Origin of the sequence: Streptomyces sp. NPDC051315, assembly GCF_044455165.1 — a bacterium.
Lineage (GTDB): Bacteria > Actinomycetota > Actinomycetes > Streptomycetales > Streptomycetaceae > Streptomyces.
The window spans coordinates 30,193-50,990 of record NZ_JBITEN010000001.1 but is presented as its reverse complement, the minus strand read 5'-3'; the positions used below and the strand labels follow the sequence as shown (position 1 = coordinate 50,990).

Sequence of the window (20,798 nt, the reverse complement as noted above, 5' to 3'; positions counted from 1 at the left end):
AGGGTGACCGCACCGCTGACTCCCCCTCCGCCCCCGCACGAACCGTCCCCCCACGGCTCCTGGCCGTCGGCGCCGGGCGGGTACCCGGGTGTGGCCGCGTCCCACGTCACGTACGGACAGGACGGACCCGGGATGAGGACCGAGCTGCGGGAAGCCGCCGTGGTCACGGTGCTGGTCGCGCTCGCCGGGGTGCTGCTCGGACTGCTGTGGGTGTGGCTCGCCCCGCGGGTGCCGCTCGTCGGGGACGTGGTGGACGGCGACTGGGTCGTCTACTTCAAGGACACCGAGGGCGAGCAGGCCATCGGTGTGGACGGGATCTTCACTCTGCTGGCCCTGGCCTTCGGCGCCGTGAGCGCGCTGGCGGCGTTCGTGTTGCGGCGCCGCGGGAGCGTGCCCCTGGTGGTGGCGCTGGCCCTGGGCGGCCTGCTCGGCTCCGTGGTGGCCTGGCGCCTCGGCGTGTGGCTGGGCTCCGTCGACGACGTGCTCGCCCAGGCGAAGGCGGCGGGCAAGGGCGCGACGTTCTCCGCCCCCCTGAAGCTGGGCGCGAAGGGCGCGCTGCTGGCCTGGCCCGTGGCCGCGCTGGCGGTACACCTCGGCCTCATGGCCCTGTTCGGACCGCGCGATGTGGAGGGGTACGGACACGGACAGCAGGGCCCGTACCCCAAGCCGTACGACGCGCCGCCCTCCTAGGGGCCTGTCCGGCGGATCATGCGCAGAGGCAGGGACCGGCGCGCCCCTCCGCGGAGTCGTCGTCGGTCGCCGGCTCCCCAGCGCTCGGCTGCCGGCTCACCCACGCTCGGCTGCGCTCGCGCGGGAGGGACTCCCGTCGCGTCGACGCCCTCCTCCGTGCGCCTGGACGCACCGATCCCCGCTCACCCGCGCCGATGAGTGATCGCCGGTCTCCTGCGACCTGATCCGCCCGACGGGCCCCCGGCCCGCGGCCCCCGCCGCGCCCTGCCGACGGGTCAGGCGCGCCCGACGGGGGCCAGGACCGCGTCCGTGAGCTCGGCGAGGTCGGTGGGGGAGAGCTCGACCTCCAGCCCGCGCCGGCCCGCCGAGACGCAGATGGTGGCGTGGGCGCTCGCGGAGTCGTCGAGGACCGTGGGCAGCTTCTTGCGCTGGCCCAGCGGGGAGATACCGCCGCGGACGTAGCCCGTGGTGCGTTCCGCCAGGGCCGGGTCCGCCATGGCCGCGCGCTTGCCGCCGACCGCCGACGCCAGCGCCTTCAGGTCCAGCGAGCCGGCGACCGGGACCACCGCCACGGTCAGGGTGCCGTCGACGTCCGCGACGAGGGTCTTGAAGACCCGGTCGGGGGAGACGCCCATCGCCTCGGCCGCCTCCTCGCCGTAGGAGGGGTGGGTCGGGTCGTGGTCGTAGGCGTGGACCGTGAAGTCCACGCCCGCCGCGGTGAGGGCGACGGTCGCGGGCGTGCCGCCGGACTGCTGCTGCTTCTTCGACTTCTTCGCCATCTGTGCTCTCGGGCCTTCGGTGTGCGTCAGTTGAGACTCGTCGGCCCGCGCGTGAGGTCCGCCGCGGGCAGCGAGGGCAGGCTACGCAGGATCGCCGTCTCGGCGCGCAGCAGTTTCAGCTCGTCACGCAGCCGGGAGGCGGTGTCCGGGGCCTGGAGCAGCCGCTGCTTGGTGGGGGTGTCGAGCATCATCGCGGCCGCCACCAGGTACGACACCACCGACGGTTCGTCCGGCAGGTCCGCCCCGGTGGTCAGCGAGCGCTCCCGGGCGCCCGCGAGCCGCTTCTGGTACTGGCGGAAGGCCCGCAGCACGCCCTCCGCGAGCGCGCCCGCCTCGTCGCCCGGCTCCTCCGGCAGCTCCTGCAGCTCCGCCGTCAGGTAGGGGCCCGAGGCGTCCACCGACAGCAGCCGCACCCGGGTCGTCCCGGTCGCCAGCACCTCGAAGGTGCCGTCGGCCCGCTCCCGGATCGTCGCCGCGTCGGCGACACACCCGACCCCGTGGAACGCCTTGGCCGGGTCGTCGCCGAAGCCGGCGGCCGGACCGCGCCGGGGCAGCGCCGTCGGGTCGGGCATCCCCGGTGCGCTGGGCGCCACCTCGTGGCCGTCGCGGATCGCCACGACGGCGAACCGGCGCGGTTCCTCCTCGGGGGACTTGAGCAGATCGCGCATCATGGCGCGATAACGCTCCTCGAAGACGTTGAGCGGGAGCACTAGCCCCGGGAACAGCACCGAGTTCAGGGGGAAGAGAGGCAGCCGGACGGTGGTCACGGCGCAGAAGCCTAGTGGTCCCCGGGGTACATCCGTTCCCCGTGCCCAGTCCGTGGATGCCCCAGGGTCTGCCCGGGCAGTCCCGAGCAGACGCCCTCGCGCACCGCCAGGAAGTGCCCGAGCGGGTCGTCCGACAGCCGCCCCCAGGGGAAGGACGTCGCGTACGGGCCGATCAGACGCAGCTGGACGAGGGCTTCCTCACGGCGCTCCAGACGGACCAGGACGTACGTCAGCAGGTTGCGGATCTCGGCGGGCCAGGGGTCGGCGGCCGGGAAGCGGGCGGAGAGGTCGACCGCCCGGTCGGCGGCCGCGTCGAGGCGCTCGCGCGGCACCTCGGGGCCGCAGCCGTCGGTGAGGTAGGCGAAGGCCGCCCGCACCGGCAGCGCCTGCACGAGCGAGCCCGCCGGGGCGTCCTGCGCGGCCCGGTCGGCGAAGTCGAAGCACTCGCGGTGGGAGCCGTGCCAGGACTCGGCCAGGTAGCGCTTGGCGGCCACATGGCAGCCGTAGTGGTGCGGGGCGCGGCGGACCGCGGCCGACCACAGTTCCTGGAAGTACGTGTGCCCCGCGTGCGCCCCGCGTGCGTGGTCCAGGGCGATCCGCCACGGCACCGGGTCACGGACGTCGCTCTGCGCGGCCGCCGTGATCAGCGGACTGACCTCGCGCAGCAGCTCCGCCCGGGCGGGCGAGCGCCAGGCGCGGTCCACCGCGAGCTGGGCGGCGACCAGCAGGACGTCCGGGTGGCGGGGGGCGGCGGCGCGCCACTCCTCGAACCACTCCGGACGCGCGCCCGCGAAGGACGCCAGGCGCCGGGTGTACCGGTCGTGGTACTCCCACTCGGCCCGCTCGCGGGTTCCGGCCAGCAGGTCCGCGGCGGCCTCGTACCCGCCCCGCCCGGCCGCGACCAGCGCGGGTCCGAGGCGGTCGTCGGGCACGTCGAGGAGCACCTCGTCGTCGGCCGGGAGCCCTGCGACGGGGTGGGGGGCGGCGATCCGCGCCTGCCGGGACGTGACCGTCCGGGAGGCCCGGATGAAGGGGGGCAGCAGAGCCATGGTTTTGCCATTGAAAGCCGCAGGTGGACGATGCGCCAGGGGGCGGGGCCAACCTGTGGAAAGTTGTACGCCGCCGAGTCAAGGACAGGTAAAAGGTAACTGTTCGACAACTGTTCGCCGCCGGGGCGATGCCCTGGGGCGGCCTGCTCGCCCGCCGGCCGGGGGCGCGGCTTTCGGGTGGCCTGCTCCCGCCGCCGGGACCGGCGCCTTCGGACGGCCTGCCCCCCGCCGGGACCGGCGCCTTCGGACGGCCTGCCCCCCGCCGGGACGAGCCCCCGAGGCGGCCCGCTCGCCGCCGCCCTCCCGTGCCCTCCCGGTGTCAGCTGCGCCGCAGCAGCCGGGTCGTTCCCGCCGCCACCGTCGTCGCCAGGATCCAGCCCAGCAGGATCATCGCCGCCTGCACCCACTGCCAGCCGCCGTACAGCCGCCACTGCCCGGCCTGCCCCAGGTCGATCACCGGCAGCAGGAGATCGAGGGCGAAGAGGGCCGGGTTCCACGGCGGATGCCCCTCGCGGCTGACCGGCGGATGGTCGGCGCGCGCGAAGGCCACGGTGCTCACCGCCCACAGCACCGCCATCCACACCGCGGCCCGGCCCGGCCGGTAGCCGTAGGCGACCGTCCAGTCCTGCGCGTACCCCCAGAGCTTCGCGGCCGGCGGCAGCGTCTCGCGGCGGCGGCGCTGCTTGGCGAGCAGCACCTCACGGGCGTCCTCGTCCTCCCCGCCGGCCCGCAGCACCGCCGCCAGCCGCTCGTACGGCTCCGGGTTGTACTCGGCGGTCGCGGCGGCCACCCACTCCAGCCGCTCCGCCAGCGAGAACGGGCCCTGCGGCACCAGGTTCTCGTAGGTGAAGCCCCCCATGTGCAGGCGGCCGGGGCCCGGCCAGGCGCTCGCGCGGTCCACCAGGTTGACCACCCGGGCGCCCGACAGCACCACCTTGCCGCGCTGCGGCTGCTCCCCGAGGAAACGCAGCTCGGGGGTCTGCACCCGGCGCAGCGAGAGCTCCTGCTCATCGGTGAAGACGAACCGGGCCCGCTCCAGGTCGACGGCGTCCCCGAACCGCCCGTCGTCCAGCCGCACCCCGCCCCGGCACTCGAAGCGCTGGACGCGCGTCCCGCGCGCGGGCGTCGTGCCGCTCAGCGCCTGGGCGCCGAGGCCGGCCGGGGTCAGGTACAGGGAGCGCTCCACGGTCAGCTGGGGCGCGTTCAGCGCGAACCGGGTGTACGGGTTGGTCAGCCGGGCGCCGCGCAGGCTCAGTGAGACGCCGATCTTGGCGCTGCGCAGCCTCAGCTCACCGTGCGACTCCAGCATCTCCGCCTGGAGGTCCTGGCCGACGGTCAGCCCGTCGGCGGAGATCGAACGGCCGGTGCGGTCGCGGTAGACGATCGCCTGGTTGAGCAGCAGGTCCGTGCCGATGTGCGCGTCGGTGAGCCGGACGCCGTTGTGGAACCGGCAGCGGGGAAGGTGCAGGTCGCCCTCGGTCTGCAGCCGGGCCGCCTCCAGCCGCGGCACCGAGCAGTCCACCATGCGCACGGTCGTCACCCGCGCCTCCGGCAGCAGTACGTCCCGCTCGAACCGGCAGCGCTTCAGCTCGAGGTAAGGCTCGACCGTGCCGCCCGCGAGGTCGAGCGTGCCGTCGATCTGCACGCCGACGAGCTTGAGCGAGGACACCCGGCCGGCCAGTGGGGGCGGCCCGTCCAGCAGCAGCCAGGCCACGATCCGCGCCCGCACGGTCCGCGCCTCGCCCCACGGATGCCCGCCGTGCGGGTCGTCGACGACCGCGTCCCCGCTGCTGAGGTCGTACACACTGCCGTTGCGGAAGGCCTGCCACATGCCGGCCTCGGCGGCTGTCAGGTCGTCCGGCAGGTCCCCGGCGTGGAAGCCGGTCCCCTCCGTCACGCTGTTCGCTCCTCCTCCTGCACAGGTGTTTCGTACGACCGTTCATGCCCGCTGCGTAACGCCCCGAACGCCCACCGTGCCGTACCTTGCCCGAGGACACCCTCGCGGCGCCCCCGACCTTCCGGATCCGGCCACGTTCTGTATCAGCCATTGATACGCGCGAACGACGTCCGATCCCGGTCTGAGAGAATTGACGGCGTGATCTCCCGAATCGATCTGCGCGGCGACGCCCTTCCCGAGGGCCCCGCCCTGCGCGACCTGCTGCCCCGAGCCGACTTCGACGTTCAGGCCGCCCTCGAGAAGGTGCGTCCGATCTGCGAGGCCGTGCATCATCGGGGCGACGCGGCGCTGATCGACTTCGCCGAGAAGTTCGACGGCGTCCGGCTCGACCAGGTGCGCGTGCCCGCCGCGGCCCTCACCCGCGCCCTGGAGGAACTCGACCCGGCCGTGCGCGCGGCCCTGGAGGAGTCCATCCGCCGCGCCCGTCTCGTCCACCGCGAACAGCGCCGCACGACCCGCACGACCCAGGTCGTGCCCGGCGGTTCCGTGACCGAGAAGTGGGTTCCGGTCGAGCGCGTCGGGCTCTACGCTCCCGGCGGCCGGTCGGTCTACCCGTCCTCCGTGGTCATGAACGTCGTGCCCGCGCAGGAGGCCGGCGTCGAGTCGATCGCGCTCGCCTCCCCGGCGCAGGCCGAGTTCGGCGGGCTGCCGCACCCGACGATCCTCGCCGCCTGCGCCCTGCTCGGCGTCGACGAGGTCTACGCGGCCGGCGGCGCGACCGCGGTCGCGATGTTCGCCTACGGCACCGAGTCCTGCCCGCCCGCCAACATGGTCACCGGGCCCGGCAACATCTGGGTCGCCGCCGCCAAGCGCTACTTCACCGGCAAGATCGGCATCGACGCGGAGGCCGGCCCCACCGAGATCGCGGTCCTCGCGGACTCCACGGCCGACCCGGTGCACATCGCCTCCGACCTGATCAGCCAGGCCGAGCACGACCCGCTGGCCGCCGCCGTCCTGGTCACCGACTCCGTCGAGCTGGCGGACGCGGTGGAGAAGGAGCTGGAGCCGCAGGTCGCGGCCACCAAGCACATCGACGACCGGATCGTGCCGGCGCTGAAGGGCAGGCAGTCCGCGATCGTGCTCGTCGACGGTGTCGAGGAGGGCCTCCGGGTCGTCGACGCCTACGGCGCGGAGCACCTGGAGATCCAGACGGCGGACGCGGCCGCCGTGGCCGACCGGGTGAAGAACGCCGGCGCGATCTTCATCGGGCCGTGGGCGCCCGTCTCCCTCGGCGACTACGCGGCCGGGTCCAACCACGTCCTGCCCACCGGCGGCTGCGCCTGCCATTCCTCGGGCCTGTCCGTCCAGTCCTTCCTGCGCGGCATCCACATCGTCGACTACACGCGGGAGGCGCTGGCCGAGGTCGCGCACCACGTGGTGACGCTGGCGGAGGCGGAGGACCTGCCCGCGCACGGCGCGGCGATCAAGGCGAGGTTCGGGTGGAAGGTACCGACGAGCAAGTGAGCTTCGGAATCGACGATCTCCCCGTACGGGACGAGCTGCGCGGCAAGTCCCCCTACGGCGCGCCCCAGCTGGACGTCCCGGTACGGCTGAACACCAACGAGAACCCCTACCCGCTGCCCGAGCCGCTGGTCGATCGGATCGCGGAGCGGGTGCGCGAGGCGGCCCGCCACCTCAACCGCTACCCGGACCGGGACGCCGTCGAGCTGCGCACCCGGCTCGCCCAGTACCTGACGGACACCTCCGGTCACCGGGTCGGCCCGGCCAACGTCTGGGCGGCGAACGGCTCCAACGAGGTCATCCAGCAGCTGCTGCAGACCTTCGGCGGGCCCGGCCGCAGCGCGATCGGCTTCGAGCCCTCGTACTCGATGCACGGGCTCATCGCGCGCGGCACCGGGACCGGCTGGCTCTCCGGCCCGCGCCACGAGGACTTCACGATCGACGTGGCGGCGGCCGAGAAGGCGATTGCGGAACACCGGCCGGACGTCGTCTTCATCACGACCCCCAACAACCCCACCGGCACCGCCGTCCCCGCCGAGACGGTCCTCGCGCTGTACGAGGCCGCGCAGGCGGCGAGGCCGTCCATGGTGATCGTGGACGAGGCGTACATCGAGTTCAGTCACGGCGACTCGCTGCTGCCGCTGCTCGAAGGTCGGCCGAATCTCGTCGTCTCGCGGACGATGTCGAAGGCCTTCGGCGCGGCCGGCCTGCGTCTCGGCTACCTCGCCGCGCACCCGGCGGTGGTGGACGCCGTCCAGCTCGTCCGGCTGCCGTACCACCTCTCCGCCGTCACGCAGGCGACCGCGCTGGCCGCCCTGGAGCACACCGACACGCTGCTGAAGTACGTCGAGCAGCTGAAGACGGAGCGGGACCGGCTGGTGGCCGAACTGCTGGCGGCCGGCTACGAGGTGACCGCCTCGGACGCCAACTTCGTGCAGTTCGGGCGGTTCGCCGACGCCCACGCCGTGTGGCGGAAGATCCTCGACCGGGGCGTCCTGGTCCGGGACAACGGCGTGCCCGGGTGGCTGCGGGTCACCGCCGGCACCCCCGAAGAGAACGACGCGTTCCTCGACGCGGTCCGTGAGATCAAGAAGGAGCAGGGTTCATGAACCGCGTGGGACGCGTGGAGCGAGTGACGAAAGAGACGTCGGTCCTCGTCGAGATCGACCTCGACGGGTCCGGCAAGGTGGACGTGGCGACGGGCGTCGGCTTCTACGACCACATGCTCGACCAGCTCGGCCGGCACGGTCTGTTCGACCTCACCGTGAAGACCGAGGGCGACCTGCACATCGACTCCCACCACACCATCGAGGACACCGCCCTCGCGCTGGGAGCCGCCTTCAAACAGGCCCTCGGCGACAAGGTGGGCATCTACCGCTTCGGCAACTGCACGGTCCCGCTGGACGAGTCCCTCGCCCAGGTCACCGTCGACCTGTCCGGCCGCCCCTACCTCGTGCACACCGAGCCCGAGAACATGGCGCCGATGATCGGCGAGTACGACACCACGATGACCCGGCACATCCTGGAGTCCTTCGTCGCCCAGGCCCAGGTCGCGCTGCACGTGCACGTGCCCTACGGGCGCAACGCGCACCACATCGTGGAGTGCCAGTTCAAGGCGCTGGCGCGGGCGCTGCGGTACGCCTCGGAACGCGACCCGCGGGCCGCCGGCATCCTGCCGTCCACGAAGGGCGCGCTGTGACCGGCCTGTCGACCGTCCTCATCGTCGTCGGCCTCTTCCTGGTCGGCGGCATCATCTCCTTCGTCAAGCAGGAGATGCCCAGGAGCCTGATCGTGCTGCTCTCCATCGGCGCCGCGATGTGTCTCGTCGCGGGCGTCATGCGGCTGGAGGTGTGGAATTGAGCACCGGATCCAAGAAGGTCGTGGTCTTCGACTACGGCTTCGGCAACGTCCGCTCCGCCGAGCGCGCCCTGGCGCGCACCGGGGCCGACGTCGAGATCACCCGTGACTTCGACAGGGCGATGAACGCCGACGGCCTGCTGGTGCCGGGCGTCGGCGCCTTCGCCGCCTGCATGAAGGGCCTGCGCGACGCGCGCGGGGACTGGATCGTCGACCGGCGGCTGTCCGGCGGCCGCCCGGTGATGGGCATCTGCGTCGGCATGCAGATCCTCTTCGCGCGGGGCATCGAGCACGGCGTGGAGACCGAGGGTCTCGACGAGTGGCCCGGCGCGGTCGAGCCGCTCCAGGCCGAGATCGTCCCCCACATGGGCTGGAACACCGTGGACGCCCCGGCCGACTCCGAGCTGTTCGCCGGCCTGGACGCGGACGCGCGCTTCTACTTCGTGCACTCCTACGCCGTCCACGACTGGTTGCTGGAGACGCACAACCCGACCCTGCTCGCCCCGAAGGTGACCTGGTCGACGCACGGCAAGCCGTTCGTGGCGGCCGTGGAGAACGGCGCCCTGTGGGCCACCCAGTTCCACCCCGAGAAGTCCGGCGACGCCGGAGCCCAGCTCCTCACCAACTGGATCGGAACCCTGTGAGCAAGCTCGAACTCCTCCCCGCCGTCGACGTCCGCGACGGCCAGGCCGTCCGCCTCGTGCACGGCGAGTCCGGCACCGAGACCTCCTACGGCTCCCCCCTGGAGGCCGCCCTCGCATGGCAGCGGGCGGGCGCCGAGTGGCTGCACCTGGTCGACCTGGACGCCGCCTTCGGCACCGGCGACAACCGCGCGCTGATCGCCGAGGTCACCGGGGCGATGGACATCAAGGTGGAGCTGTCCGGCGGCATCCGCGACGACGACACCCTCGCCGCGGCCCTCGCCACCGGCTGCACCCGGGTCAACCTCGGCACGGCCGCGCTGGAGACCCCCGAGTGGGTCGCCGAGGTCATCGCCCGGCACGGCGACAAGATCGCCGTCGGTCTCGACGTCCGCGGCACCACCCTGCGCGGGCGCGGCTGGACCCGCGACGGCGGCGACCTCTACGAGACGCTGGAGCGCCTCAACAAGGAGGGCTGCGCCCGCTACGTGGTGACCGACATCGCCAAGGACGGCACGCTGCAGGGCCCCAACCTGGAGCTGCTGAAGAACGTCTGCGCCGCGACGGACCGCCCGGTCGTGGCCTCCGGTGGCGTGTCGTCCCTCGACGACCTGCGGGCCATCGCCGAGTTGGTGCCCCTCGGTGTCGAGGGCTCCATCGTCGGGAAGGCGCTGTACGCGAAGGCGTTCACCCTGGAAGAGGCCTTGGAGGCTGTGTCGTCATGACGTCCGAAGCCGTACGGCGCGTGCAGAGTGGAAATCCCTGGGAAGAGACTCTCGGTTTTGCACGCGCCGTCGCGGCGGGCGACCGTGTGCTGGTGGCGGGCACGACAGCCTTCAGGGGCGACGTGCTGTACGGGGAGGGCGACCCGTACGAGCAGGCCAAGGTGGCCTTCACCAGCGCTCTCGAGGCGATCGCCGAGTTCGGGCTGGGGCCCGGATCGGTGATCAGGACCCGGATGTACCTGGCGCATCCACGGGACGTCGACGAGGTGGGCCGGGCCCACAAGGAGTTCTTCGACGCCGTGCGCCCGGCCGCGACCCTGCTGGTCGTGGAGGGTTTCATCGACCCGCGCGTCCTGGTCTCAGTGGAATTGGAAGCATTCAGAGGAGCCGTGAAGTCATGACCCTGGCGGTCCGAGTCATCCCCTGCCTGGACGTGGACAACGGCCGGGTCGTCAAGGGCGTCAACTTCCAGAACCTGCGCGACGCGGGCGACCCCGTCGAGATGGCCAAGGTGTACGACGCCGAGGGCGCCGACGAGCTGACGTTCCTGGACATCACCGCCTCGTCGGGCAACCGCGAGACCACCTACGACGTGGTGCGCCGCACCGCCGAGCAGGTGTTCATCCCGCTCACCGTCGGTGGCGGGGTGCGCACCGCCGAGGACGTGGACAAGCTGCTGCGGGCCGGCGCCGACAAGGTGGGCGTCAACACGGCGGCGATCGCCCGTCCGGAGCTGATCAAGGAGATCGCCGAGCGCTTCGGCAGCCAGGTGCTGGTGCTGTCGGTCGACGCCCGCCGTACCGAGTCGGGTTCCTTCGAGGTGACGACGCACGGCGGCCGCAAGGGCACCGGCATCGACGCGATCGAGTGGGCGCACCGGGCCGCCGAGCTGGGCGCGGGCGAGATCCTGCTCAACTCGATGGACGCCGACGGCACCAAGGACGGCTACGACCTGGAGATGATCACCGCCGTCCGCAAGCACGTGACGGTCCCGGTGATCGCCTCCGGCGGTGCCGGCCGGCTCACCGACTTCCCGCCGGCCATCGAGGCGGGCGCGGACGCCGTCCTGGCCGCCTCCGTCTTCCACTTCGGGGACCTGCGGATCGGCGAGGTGAAGCAGGCGCTGAAGGAGGCGGGACACCCGGTGCGGTGACGCCCTCCATGAGCTGACGCACGCCCCGGCCGCCTGCGGCCGGGGCGTTCTCACGGCCAGACGCGAAAGGAAAGTTGCGCAAAAAAGATTGCGCAACTTTCCCTTCGTATCTACCGTGAAGGCATGACAGGCAAGGAGAGAGACCGCCGGATCACCGACCTGGGCACACTCAAGGCCCTCGCCCACCCCCTGCGGATGCAGCTGTACCGCGGCCTGACCATCGCCCGCGCCGCCACCGCCTCCCAGCTCGCCGAGCAGGTCGACGAGGCGGTCTCGCTGGTCAGCTACCACCTGCGCAAGCTCGCCGAGCACGGGCTGATCGAGGAGGCCGAGCCGCGGAGCGCGGACGGCCGGGAGCGCTGGTGGCAGCCCTCCTCCGACGGCGTCAGCATCCGCGACGAGGACTTCCGCGACGCCCCCGAGAAGGCCGCGGCGCACACCGCGGCCAGCCGTCTCTTCTTCGAGCAGCGCGCCGACATGTACCGCCGCTTCCTCGACGAGCGCGCCCACTGGGGCGAGGCCTGGAACACCGCGGCCGGGTCCTCCGAGGCCACCCTGCGGCTCACACCGGCCGAACTGGCCGAGCTCAACAAGGAGATGCTCGTCCTGATCCGCCGGTACGACGAGCGCGGCGCGGCCGCCGACGCCGCCGGCGACCTCGAGGGCCGCGAGAACGTCGCGGTGCACACGTACGCCTTCCCGTTCCGGATCTGAGAGGCCCCGATGCCGCCGACCCCGCTGCCCGCGGCCCCCGTCACCGAGCGCCCCGCCCACCGGGACGGCAACGTACTGCGCTGGCTCGGCGGCTACACCTCGTCCGCGATCGGCGACAACGTCTACTACCTGGCCCTGTCCTGGGCCGCCGTCCAGGCCGGCACCCCCGCGCAGGCCGGCGTCGTGACCGCCGTCAGCGCCGTACCGCGCGCGTTACTCCTGCTCGGCGGGGGAGTGGTCGCCGACCGCCACGGACCGCGCCGGGTCGTCCTGGGAAGCACGGGAGTCCGCTGTCTGCTGGCGCTGACGGCGGCCGTGCTCCTGCTGACGACCGGTCCCGGGCTCTGGGCGCTGGGCGCGGTCGCCGTCCTCTTCGGGATCGTCGACGCCGTCTTCCTGCCCGCCGCGGGCGCCCTGCCCGCGCGGATCACCGACCGCGGACAGCTCGCGCGCGTGCACGGCATGCGGGGCCTGGGCGTGCGGCTGGCCAGCGTCCTGGGCGGCCCGCTCGGCGGCCTGGGCGTGGCCCTCGGCGGCACGGCGGGCGCCTTCGGGCTCGCCGCGCTGCTGATCGGCGTGTCGCTGCCGGTGCTGCTGACCGTGCGGGTGGGCCCACTGCCCCCGGACGACGCGAAGGGCCGCGGCAGTGTCCTGGCCGACCTGGGTGACGGACTGCGGCACATCCGGCGTGATCCCGTCCTGCGCCCTCTGGTGCTCGCCCTCGCCCTGGCCGACCTCGGGTTCGTCGGTCCCATGAACCTCGGCCTCACCCTCCTCGCCCGCGAACGCGGCTGGGGATCCTCCGGCATGGGCCTGGTCCTCGCCGGGTTCGGCGTCGGCGCCGCGGCCGCCTCCCTCCTGCTCGCCTGGCGCGGCCGGATCCCGCACGCCGGTCGCGTGACGGGGGTGACCGGCGTCGCGAGCGGTGCGGCGATCGCCGCCCTCGCGCACGTGCCGTCCGTGGCCGGCGCCGCCGGTACGGCCCTGCTGCTCGGAGCGCTGGCCGGCCTCTCCGGCGCCCTGGCCGGGGCGCTCCTCCAGAGCCGGGCGGGCAGCGCCTACGTCGGCCGCGTCACCTCGGTCTCCACCCTGGTCAGCTTCGGCGTCGCCCCGCTCACCTTCCCGGTGGTCGGCTGGGCCGTCGGCGCGGCGGGCACCGCCCCGGTCTTCACCGCCTGCGCGGCGGTGTGCGCCCTGAGCGGCGCCGTCACGCTGGGCTCGCGGAGCCTGCGGCGCGCCGAACTGCCCCGCTGACCCACCCCCTCTCCCGCGCCGGCCGCGCCACCGGTCCGCTCAGAACCCGAGCTGCTTGCTGCCGTGCAGCTTCTCGATCGCGTCCTCGTCGCCGGCCAGGTCCACCCGGGCGGCGCTCTGCCGGCCGTACAGGAGCAGCAGCAGCTCCGACGGCTCGCCGGTCGCCGTCACCACCGGGGTGCCGCGGTTGGCGACCACCGTACGGCCGTCCGGGCGGCGCAGGACCAGGCCGGTCGGCGTACCGCGGCCCATCAGGCGGGCGGTGCGCTCCAGCCGGGACCACAGGGCGTCCTGGAACACCGGGTCCAGCTCGCGGGGCGTCCACTCCGGCTGCGCGCGGCGGACGTCCTCGGTGTGGACGTAGAACTCGATCGTGTTCGACGCCTCGTCGATCTGCTTCAGCTGGAACGGAGAGAAACGCGGCGGGCCGGTACGGATCAGCTGGACCAGCTCCTCGTACGGCTTGGCGGCGAACTCCTCCATCGCCTTGTCCAGGCGGGGCGCGAGCTGCTTGATCAGCAGACCCCCGGCGGCGTCGGGCCGACGCTCGCGCACCACCACGTGCGCGGCCAGGTCGCGGGTCTGCCAGCCCTCGCAGAGGGTCGGGGCCTCCGGCCCGGCGGTTTCCAAGAGGTCGGCGAGCAGGAGTCGTTCACGCTTGGCGAAAGTCGACATGCGGTCAGCCTACGACCGCGTAGCGGGTCCGGACAGTGGACACCGGCCCGGCCCGGTCGGTCCCGCGCGGCACAATGGCCCCATGACCAGCACGCCCCCGCCCGCCGCCCCCCGTCACGGCGCTCCGCACCACAGTGCTCGATCCGGTCGCCTCGACCCGGAGATCGCCGCGCGCCTCAAGCGCAGCCCCGACGGGCTCGTCCCCGCCATCGCCCAGCAGTACGACACCGGTGAGGTGCTCATGCTCGGCTGGATGGACGACGAGGCGCTGCACCGCACCCTCACCACCGGCCGCTGCACCTACTGGTCGCGCAGCCGCCGCGAGTACTGGGTCAAGGGCGACACCTCCGGCCACTTCCAGTGGGTGAAGTCCGTCGCCCTCGACTGCGACGCCGACACCGTGCTGGTCAAGGTCGACCAGGTCGGCGCCGCCTGCCACACCGGCGCCCGCACCTGCTTCGACGCCGACGTGCTGCTCCAGGACGGCGACAGCGGCGCCGATTCCGGCGTACCGGCCTCGCATCAGTAAGGTCAGCCGCCATGGACCTCGAGACGTTCCGCAAGCTGGCCACCGACCGCCGTGTCATCCCGGTCACCCGCAAACTCCTCGCCGACGGCGACACCCCGGTCGCCCTCTACCGCAAGCTCGCCGCCGAGCGCCCCGGCACCTTCCTGCTGGAGTCCGCGGAGAACGGCCGCTCCTGGTCCCGGTACTCGTTCGTGGGCGTGCGGTCGGCGGCGACCCTGACGGCGCGCGACGGCCAGGCCCACTGGCTCGGCGTCCCGCCCGTCGGCGTCCCCGTCGACGGCGACCCCCTCGCCGCCCTGCGCGCCACCATCGAGGCCCTGCACACCCCCCATCAGGAGGGCCTGCCGCCCTTCACCGGCGGCATGGTCGGCTACCTCGGCTACGACATCGTGCGCCGCCTGGAGAAGATCGGCCCCGGCGAGCGCGACGACCTCGGGCTCCCCGAGCTGACCATGCTCCTCACCAGCGACCTCGCCGTCATGGACCACTGGGAGGGCTCCGTCCTGCTGATCGCCAACGCGATCAACCACAACGACCTCGACACCGGCGTCGACGAGGCGTACGCGGACGCGGTCGCCCGCCTCGACGCCATGGAGGCGGACCTCTCGCGCGCCGTGGCCCAGCCGCCCGCCGTCCTCCCGCCCTCCGAGCTCCCCGAGTACACCGCGCTCTGGGGCGGCCCCGACTTCCAGCGGGCCGTCGAGGACATCAAGGAGCGCATCCGCGCGGGCGAGGCCTTCCAGGTCGTGCCCTCCCAGCGCTTCGAGACACCGTGCACGGCGAGCGCGCTGGACGTCTACCGGGTCCTGCGGGCCACCAACCCGTCGCCGTACATGTACCTGTTCCGCTTCGACGGCTTCGACGTCGTCGGCTCGTCCCCCGAGGCCCTGGTCAAGGTCGAGGACGGGCAGGCCATGGTGCACCCCATCGCCGGGACCCGGCACCGCGGGGCGACCCCGCAGGAGGACCAGGCCCTCGCCGACGAACTCCTCGCCGACCCCAAGGAGCGCGCCGAGCACCTCATGCTCGTCGACCTCGGCCGCAACGACCTCGGACGGGTGTGCGAACCCGGCTCGGTCGAGGTCGTCGACTTCATGTCCATCGAGCGGTACTCCCACGTCATGCACATCGTCTCCACCGTGACCGGCAAGGTCGCCCGGGGCCGCACCGCCTTCGACGTCCTCACCGCCTGCTTCCCGGCCGGCACCCTCTCCGGCGCCCCCAAGCCCCGCGCCATGCAGATCATCGACGAACTCGAGCCGTCCCGCCGCGGCCTGTACGGCGGCTGCGTCGGCTACCTCGACTTCGCCGGCGACTCCGACACCGCCATCGCCATCCGCACCGCCCTGCTGCGCGACGGCACCGCCTACGTCCAGGCGGGCGCCGGCGTCGTCGCCGACTCCGACCCGGTCGCCGAAGACCAGGAGTGCCGCAACAAGGCCGCGGCCGTACTGCGCGCGGTCCACACCGCCAACCGGCTGGGCGGCCCCGCCGACTAGGACGAGTCTCACGTGAGCCCCGGGTGCCGGTTCGCCCCGGGTTCACGCGATAGTGGAGTACGTGACTGCTGTACCTCACCCCCGTCCCGAAGCCGCCACCGCCCGGTCCGGCCGCAGGAGCCTCGCGCTCGCCCTGCTCTGCGGCGCGCTGGGCGCGGCCGTGGCCCTGCTCTCGACCCGGCAGCGCTGGTCGGAGGGCACGGCGACGATCGCCGGCGGCGCCTTCCCCCTGACCGCCAAGGGCAGCGACGTCACCGGCGTCCCCGCGGCGCTCGCCATCGTGGGCCTCGCCGCGCTCGTCGCCGTCTTCGCCGTCCGCAGGGCGGGCCGCCTCGCGGTCTCCGCCCTCCTCGCGCTCTCCGGCGCCGGCACCGTCGCGGCGGCCCTGTTCGGCGCCCACGACAGCTCCGCGCTCGACGAGAAGGCCGCCCAGGCCTCCGGCGACACCTCCGCCACCGTCGCCTCGCTCACCCACACCGCCTGGCCGTACGCCGCGGCCGTGGGCGGCGCCCTGATCCTCCTGGCCGGCCTGCTCGCCCTGCGCTACGGCCGCCTGTGGCCCGGCATGTCAGGCCGGTACGAGCGCGGCGGCGCCCCCCGGCCCCGGCGCGGCCCGCGGCCCGCCGACCCCGACCGGCCCGAGGAGATGTGGAAGGCCCTGGACCGGGGCGAGGACCCCACCGGCGCGGACCCCGCCTGACGCGGTCACCGCCCGGCCCCGAGGTGACCGTCCGTCTCCCGATGTGGTGAATCAGACGTCGACGGGAACCGACCCCCGCACACGACGGGGGCGCGCGTACGGGACAATGGTCGACGAGCCCGATGGCTCGGGACACGTACAGCACGTACGAAACGTAGACAGCAACGAGGAGCAAGTCATGGCGGGCAGCAGCCACGGACACACCCCGGCCGCCTGGACCGGTGTCACCATCGCCTTCATCGGTTTCTGCGTCGCGGGCGCGTTCATGGTCATGGCCGAGCCGCTCGGCTTCTGGGCCGGCATGGCGATCGTGGTCCTCGGCGGTGTCGTCGGCATGATCATGCGGGCGATGGGCCTGGGTCAGCCGAAGGAGGTCCACCCGGTGCACCAGGTGACCGCCACGCGCGAGCCGGCGAGCGTCGAGGGCTGAGACCCCGCACGACTGCGCCGAGGGGCGGCCGGTGACGACCGGCCGCCCCTCTCGCGCGCGTCAAGGCCCGCGCGGGGCACAATGCGAGGCGTGACCTCCGACCGCCAGAGCGTGCCACCGACCTCCCCGGGAACCGTCCTGAGCCGGCTCGCCGTGCCCGCCGGCATCCTCGCGGCCGTCGCCGGGGCCTTCGCCTACGTCGGAGCCGTCGACCCCAACGAGCCCGGCCACTACCCGGTCTGCCCGCTCCTGCGCCAGACCGGCGTCTACTGCCCCGGCTGCGGCGGACTGCGCAGCGCGCACGCCTTCGTGCACGGGGACCTCACGACCGCCCTGCAGGCCAACGCGCCGGCCGTCGTCGCCTACCTCGGCTTCGCCGTGCTGTGGACCGTCTGGGTGGTCCGCGCCGCCCGCGGGCGCCCGCTGCGCCTCGACCCGCAGCCGGTGCACCTGTGGTCGCTCGGCGCGTTGCTGCTGGTCTTCACCGTTGTCCGGAACCTGCCGTTCGGTGGCTGGCTGCGTCCTTGATCGGCGGACGAACGTCCAGGTAGTGGGACCGGCGTCAACCGGATGCGAGGCCTTCGGCCTCCTGCGGATACCATCGCAGTGACCACCGGTTCCCACTTGCCGCTGGAACCGCCAACCGTCTGGAAGGGGGCCGCTCGCGTGAGTGTGCTCGACGAGATCATCGACGGAGTCCGTGCCGACCTCGCGGAGCGGCAGGCGCGCGTCAGCCTCGACGAGCTCAAGGAGCGCGCGGCGAAGGCCCCCGCCGCCAAGGACGGGGTGGCCGCGCTGAAGGGCGACGGCGTCAAGGTGATCTGCGAGGTCAAGCGCTCCAGCCCCTCCAAGGGCGCGCTGGCCGCGATCGCCGACCCGGCCGGGCTGGCCGCGGACTACGAGGCGGGCGGTGCCGCCGTCATCTCCGTCCTCACCGAACAGCGCCGCTTCGGCGGTTCCCTCGCCGACCTCGAGGCGGTCCGCGCGCGCGTGGACATCCCCGTCCTGCGCAAGGACTTCATCGTCACCTCGTACCAGCTGTGGGAGGCCCGCGCGTACGGCGCCGACCTCGCGCTGCTGATCGTCGCCGCCCTCGACCAGTCGGCCCTGGAGTCGCTGATCGAGCGCGCCGTCTCCATCGGTCTCACCCCGCTCGTCGAGGTGCACGACGAGGACGAGGTCGAGCGCGCGGTGGACGCGGGCGCGAAGGTGATCGGCGTCAACGCCCGCAACCTGAAGACCCTGGAGGTCGACCGGGGCACCTTCGAGCGAGTCGCCCCCGAGATCCCCGACCGTATCGTCAAGGTCGCCGAGTCCGGCGTCCGCGGCCCGCACGACCTGATCGCGTACGCCAACGCCGGCGCCGACGCCGTACTCGTCGGCGAGTCGCTGGTGACGGGCCGCGACCCGAAGACGGCGGTCGCCGACCTGGTGGCGGCCGGCGAACACCCCGCACTGCGGCACGGCCGGAGCTGACCTCCCGGTAGGCTGACGGCGATGACTCCCACGCTCACCCTGGCGGCCAGGGACCCGTACGCCCGCCTCGCGCGCGGCTGCCGGCCCCGTGGCTGCCGCGCGCCCGCACGCCGGGTGCACGGCCGCCGGGTGCGGTACGTCATCGGGGACGAGCCGGGGCAGGTCAACGGCATGCGATGGCAGCGGCGGGCCTAGAGGGGCGCGGGGCAGTGCCCGAACACGCAGCTGCGCTGCGTGGGTGCGACACGCCACAGACGGCCTGAGGCCGTCCGACCCCCCGCCCCACGGCGATCAGTGTCGGTTCACACACACTCACCGTGAGGTTTCCGCATGCCCAGCGAGTTCTTCATCCCCGACCCGGAGGGCCGGGTCCCCAGCGCCGAGGGCTACTTCGGCGCGTTCGGCGGCAAGTTCATCCCGGAGGCGCTCGTCGCCGCCGTGGACGAGGTCGCCGTCGAGTACGACAAGGCCAAGCAGGACCCCGAGTTCGCCCGCGAGCTCGACGAACTGCTCGTCCACTACACGGGCCGCCCCAGCTCCCTCACCGAGGTGCCGCGGTTCGCCGAACACGCCGGTGGCGCCCGGGTGTTCCTCAAGCGCGAGGACCTCAACCACACCGGCTCCCACAAGATCAACAACGTGCTCGGCCAGGCGCTGCTCACCAAGCGCATGGGCAAGACGCGCGTGATCGCGGAGACCGGCGCCGGCCAGCACGGCGTCGCCACCGCCACCGCCTGCGCGCTGTTCGGGCTCGAGTGCACCATCTACATGGGCGAGATCGACACCCAGCGCCAGGCCCTCAACGTGGCCCGCATGCGCATGCTGGGCGCCGAGGTCGTCGCGGTGAAGTCCGGCAGCCGCACGCTGAAGGACGCCATCAACGAGGCCTTCCGCGACTGGGTCGCCAACGTCGACCACACCCACTACCTGTTCGGCACGGTCGCGGGACCCCACCCCTTCCCGGCGATGGTCCGCGACTTCCACCGTGTCATCGGCGTCGAGGCCCGCCGCCAGATCCTGGAGCGCGCCGGGCGGCTGCCCGACGCGGCCGTCGCCTGCGTCGGCGGCGGCTCCAACGCCATCGGCCTCTTCCACGCCTTCATCCCCGACGAGGGCGTCCGCCTCATCGGCTGCGAGCCCGCGGGCCACGGCGTCGAGACCGGCGAGCACGCGGCCACCCTCACCGCCGGCGAGCCCGGCATCCTGCACGGCTCACGGTCCTACGTCCTCCAGGACGACGAGGGCCAGATCACCGAGCCGTACTCCATCTCGGCCGGCCTGGACTACCCGGGCATCGGCCCGGAGCACTCCTACCTCAAGGACTCCGGCCGCGGCGAGTACCGCGCGGTCACCGACGACGCGGCCATGCAGGCGCTGCGCCTGCTGTCGCGCACCGAGGGCATCATCCCGGCCATCGAGTCCGCCCACGCGCTGGCCGGCGCCCTGGAGGTCGGCAAGGAGCTGGGCAAGGACGGCCTGATCGTGGTCAACCTGTCCGGCCGCGGCGACAAGGACATGGACACGGCCGCCCGCTACTTCGGCCTGTACGACACCGACGCGTCCGTGGCCGCCGACGCGGACACGGACACCGCCGAGATCGAGGGGGACGCCAAGTGAGCGGGAACATCCAGCTGTTGTCGGACACCCTCGAGGCCGCCCGGACCGAGGGACGCTCCGCCCTCATCGCCTACCTCCCGGCCGGGTTCCCGACCGTCGACGGCGGCATCGAGGCGATCAAGACCGTCCTGGACGGCGGCGCCGACGTCGTCGAGGTGGGTCTGCCGCACAGCGACCCCGTCCTCGACGGCCCGGTCATCCAGACCGCCGACGACATCGCCCTGCGCGGCGGCGTGCGGATCGCCGACGTCATGCGCACCGTCCGGGAGGCCCACCGGGCCACCGGGAAGCCGGTGCTCGTCATGACGTACTGGAACCCCATCGACCGCTACGGCGTCGAGCGGTTCACCGCCGAGCTCGCGGAGGCGGGCGGGGCCGGGGCGATCCTGCCCGACCTGCCGGTGCAGGAGTCGGCGCTGTGGAGGGAGCACGCCGACAAGCACGGCCTGGCGACGGTCTTCGTCGTGGCGCCCAGCAGCAAGGACGAGCGGCTCGCGCAGATCACCGCGGCGGGCAGCGGCTTCGTCTACGCCGCCTCGCTGATGGGCGTCACCGGCACCCGTGAGTCGGTGGGCGCGCAGGCCCAGGACCTGGTCGAGCGCACCCGGGCCACCGGCACCGACCTGCCCGTCTGCGTCGGCCTCGGCGTCTCCAACGCCGAGCAGGCCGCCGAGGTCGCCGGCTTCGCCGACGGCGTGATCGTCGGCTCGGCCTTCGTGAAGCGGATGCTGGACGCGCCGGACCACGCGGCGGGCCTCGAGGCCGTGCGCGCGCTCGCCGGCGAGCTGGCGAAGGGCGTGCGCGGGCAGGCGTAGCCGCCCGGGC

Annotated in this window: 25 protein-coding genes; 20 read left to right on the top strand and 5 right to left on the bottom strand. The window is 73.3% G+C overall.

Features of this window, described 5'->3' with window-relative positions:
- Positions 1-3 precede the first annotated feature (3 nt).
- Positions 4-690, top strand: coding sequence for an AAA family ATPase (locus tag ACIBBD_RS00250; protein ID WP_399416978.1), 687 nt, complete (start codon positions 4-6; stop codon positions 688-690).
- Positions 691-965: 275 nt separating this feature from the next.
- Here ACIBBD_RS00250 and ybaK read toward each other — a convergent pair whose 3' ends face one another.
- The 4 genes from ybaK to ACIBBD_RS00230 all read right to left on the bottom strand — a co-directional run bounded on the left by ybaK (position 966) and on the right by ACIBBD_RS00230 (position 5,182).
- Positions 966-1,469, bottom strand: a complete 504-nt coding sequence (ybaK, locus tag ACIBBD_RS00245) for a Cys-tRNA(Pro) deacylase (protein WP_399416977.1) — start codon at positions 1,467-1,469, stop codon at positions 966-968.
- Between the two features lie 26 nt (positions 1,470-1,495).
- Complete coding sequence (locus tag ACIBBD_RS00240) at positions 1,496-2,236, bottom strand: LON peptidase substrate-binding domain-containing protein (RefSeq protein WP_399416976.1); 741 nt, start codon at positions 2,234-2,236, stop codon at positions 1,496-1,498.
- 11 nt (positions 2,237-2,247) lie between these two features.
- The gene (locus ACIBBD_RS00235; RefSeq protein ID WP_399416975.1) at positions 2,248-3,285 is read right to left on the bottom strand and encodes a hypothetical protein; all 1,038 of its coding nucleotides are present in this window, start codon (positions 3,283-3,285) and stop codon (positions 2,248-2,250) included.
- Between the two features lie 319 nt (positions 3,286-3,604).
- A complete protein-coding gene (locus tag ACIBBD_RS00230) occupies positions 3,605-5,182 on the bottom strand; it encodes an oxidoreductase (protein WP_399416974.1) in 1,578 nt (525 codons plus the stop codon).
- 198 nt (positions 5,183-5,380) lie between these two features.
- Between ACIBBD_RS00230 and hisD the strand changes: the two genes are divergently transcribed.
- The 10 genes from hisD (at position 5,381) to ACIBBD_RS00180 (ending at position 13,047) form a co-directional block, all read left to right on the top strand.
- Positions 5,381-6,706 carry a histidinol dehydrogenase gene (gene hisD / locus ACIBBD_RS00225; RefSeq protein WP_399416973.1) on the top strand — a complete coding sequence of 442 codons (1,326 nt, stop codon included), beginning with the start codon at positions 5,381-5,383 and terminating at the stop codon, positions 6,704-6,706.
- Positions 6,703-7,812, top strand: coding sequence for a histidinol-phosphate transaminase (locus ACIBBD_RS00220; RefSeq protein ID WP_399416972.1), 1,110 nt, complete (start codon positions 6,703-6,705; stop codon positions 7,810-7,812). Before hisD ends, ACIBBD_RS00220 begins: the two co-directional genes overlap by 4 nt.
- Positions 7,809-8,402, top strand: coding sequence for an imidazoleglycerol-phosphate dehydratase HisB (hisB, locus tag ACIBBD_RS00215; RefSeq protein WP_399416971.1), 594 nt, complete (start codon positions 7,809-7,811; stop codon positions 8,400-8,402). Before ACIBBD_RS00220 ends, hisB begins: the two co-directional genes overlap by 4 nt.
- Positions 8,399-8,563, top strand: coding sequence for a hypothetical protein (locus ACIBBD_RS00210; protein WP_399416970.1), 165 nt, complete (start codon positions 8,399-8,401; stop codon positions 8,561-8,563). The genes hisB and ACIBBD_RS00210 overlap by 4 nt, the downstream gene beginning before the upstream one ends.
- Positions 8,554-9,204, top strand: a complete 651-nt coding sequence (hisH, locus tag ACIBBD_RS00205; protein WP_399416969.1) for an imidazole glycerol phosphate synthase subunit HisH — start codon at positions 8,554-8,556, stop codon at positions 9,202-9,204. Before ACIBBD_RS00210 ends, hisH begins: the two co-directional genes overlap by 10 nt.
- Positions 9,201-9,926 carry a bifunctional 1-(5-phosphoribosyl)-5-((5-phosphoribosylamino)methylideneamino)imidazole-4-carboxamide isomerase/phosphoribosylanthranilate isomerase PriA gene (gene priA, locus ACIBBD_RS00200; RefSeq protein ID WP_399416968.1) on the top strand — a complete coding sequence of 242 codons (726 nt, stop codon included), beginning with the start codon at positions 9,201-9,203 and terminating at the stop codon, positions 9,924-9,926. Before hisH ends, priA begins: the two co-directional genes overlap by 4 nt.
- On the top strand, positions 9,923-10,327 hold the full coding sequence (locus ACIBBD_RS00195) for a RidA family protein (RefSeq protein WP_399416967.1): 405 nt from the start codon (positions 9,923-9,925) through the stop codon (positions 10,325-10,327). The genes priA and ACIBBD_RS00195 overlap by 4 nt, the downstream gene beginning before the upstream one ends.
- Positions 10,324-11,079: an imidazole glycerol phosphate synthase subunit HisF gene (hisF, locus tag ACIBBD_RS00190; RefSeq protein WP_399416966.1), complete on the top strand. Its 756-nt coding sequence runs from the start codon at positions 10,324-10,326 to the stop codon at positions 11,077-11,079. Before ACIBBD_RS00195 ends, hisF begins: the two co-directional genes overlap by 4 nt.
- A 123-nt stretch (positions 11,080-11,202) precedes the next feature.
- On the top strand, positions 11,203-11,793 hold the full coding sequence (locus tag ACIBBD_RS00185; protein ID WP_399416965.1) for an ArsR/SmtB family transcription factor: 591 nt from the start codon (positions 11,203-11,205) through the stop codon (positions 11,791-11,793).
- 9 nt (positions 11,794-11,802) lie between these two features.
- Positions 11,803-13,047, top strand: a complete 1,245-nt coding sequence (locus ACIBBD_RS00180) for an MFS transporter (protein WP_399416964.1) — start codon at positions 11,803-11,805, stop codon at positions 13,045-13,047.
- 39 nt (positions 13,048-13,086) lie between these two features.
- Here ACIBBD_RS00180 and ACIBBD_RS00175 read toward each other — a convergent pair whose 3' ends face one another.
- Positions 13,087-13,722, bottom strand: coding sequence for a TIGR03085 family metal-binding protein (locus ACIBBD_RS00175; RefSeq protein ID WP_399416963.1), 636 nt, complete (start codon positions 13,720-13,722; stop codon positions 13,087-13,089).
- A gap of 82 nt (positions 13,723-13,804) precedes the next feature.
- On the opposite strand from ACIBBD_RS00175, the gene hisI reads away from it, so the two are divergent.
- The 9 genes from hisI to trpA all read left to right on the top strand — a co-directional run bounded on the left by hisI (position 13,805) and on the right by trpA (position 20,788).
- Positions 13,805-14,251, top strand: a complete 447-nt coding sequence (gene hisI / locus ACIBBD_RS00170) for a phosphoribosyl-AMP cyclohydrolase (RefSeq protein ID WP_399416962.1) — start codon at positions 13,805-13,807, stop codon at positions 14,249-14,251.
- Between the two features lie 11 nt (positions 14,252-14,262).
- Positions 14,263-15,750 carry an anthranilate synthase component I gene (locus ACIBBD_RS00165; protein ID WP_399416961.1) on the top strand — a complete coding sequence of 496 codons (1,488 nt, stop codon included), beginning with the start codon at positions 14,263-14,265 and terminating at the stop codon, positions 15,748-15,750.
- Positions 15,751-15,802: 52 nt separating this feature from the next.
- Positions 15,803-16,450 carry a TIGR02234 family membrane protein gene (locus ACIBBD_RS00160; RefSeq protein WP_399416960.1) on the top strand — a complete coding sequence of 216 codons (648 nt, stop codon included), beginning with the start codon at positions 15,803-15,805 and terminating at the stop codon, positions 16,448-16,450.
- Positions 16,451-16,628: 178 nt separating this feature from the next.
- A complete protein-coding gene (locus ACIBBD_RS00155; RefSeq protein ID WP_399416959.1) occupies positions 16,629-16,880 on the top strand; it encodes an HGxxPAAW family protein in 252 nt (83 codons plus the stop codon).
- Positions 16,881-16,961: 81 nt separating this feature from the next.
- Positions 16,962-17,408, top strand: coding sequence for a DUF2752 domain-containing protein (locus tag ACIBBD_RS00150; RefSeq protein ID WP_399416958.1), 447 nt, complete (start codon positions 16,962-16,964; stop codon positions 17,406-17,408).
- Between the two features lie 138 nt (positions 17,409-17,546).
- Positions 17,547-18,356: an indole-3-glycerol phosphate synthase TrpC gene (gene trpC / locus ACIBBD_RS00145; RefSeq protein WP_399416957.1), complete on the top strand. Its 810-nt coding sequence runs from the start codon at positions 17,547-17,549 to the stop codon at positions 18,354-18,356.
- 21 nt (positions 18,357-18,377) lie between these two features.
- Entirely contained in the window at positions 18,378-18,551 is a 174-nt protein-coding gene (gene trpM, locus ACIBBD_RS00140) for a tryptophan biosynthesis modulator TrpM (protein ID WP_399416956.1), read from the top strand.
- Positions 18,552-18,686: 135 nt separating this feature from the next.
- On the top strand, positions 18,687-19,973 hold the full coding sequence (gene trpB, locus ACIBBD_RS00135; protein ID WP_399416955.1) for a tryptophan synthase subunit beta: 1,287 nt from the start codon (positions 18,687-18,689) through the stop codon (positions 19,971-19,973).
- Positions 19,970-20,788, top strand: a complete 819-nt coding sequence (gene trpA, locus ACIBBD_RS00130) for a tryptophan synthase subunit alpha (protein WP_399416954.1) — start codon at positions 19,970-19,972, stop codon at positions 20,786-20,788. Before trpB ends, trpA begins: the two co-directional genes overlap by 4 nt.
- Positions 20,789-20,798 lie beyond the last annotated feature (10 nt).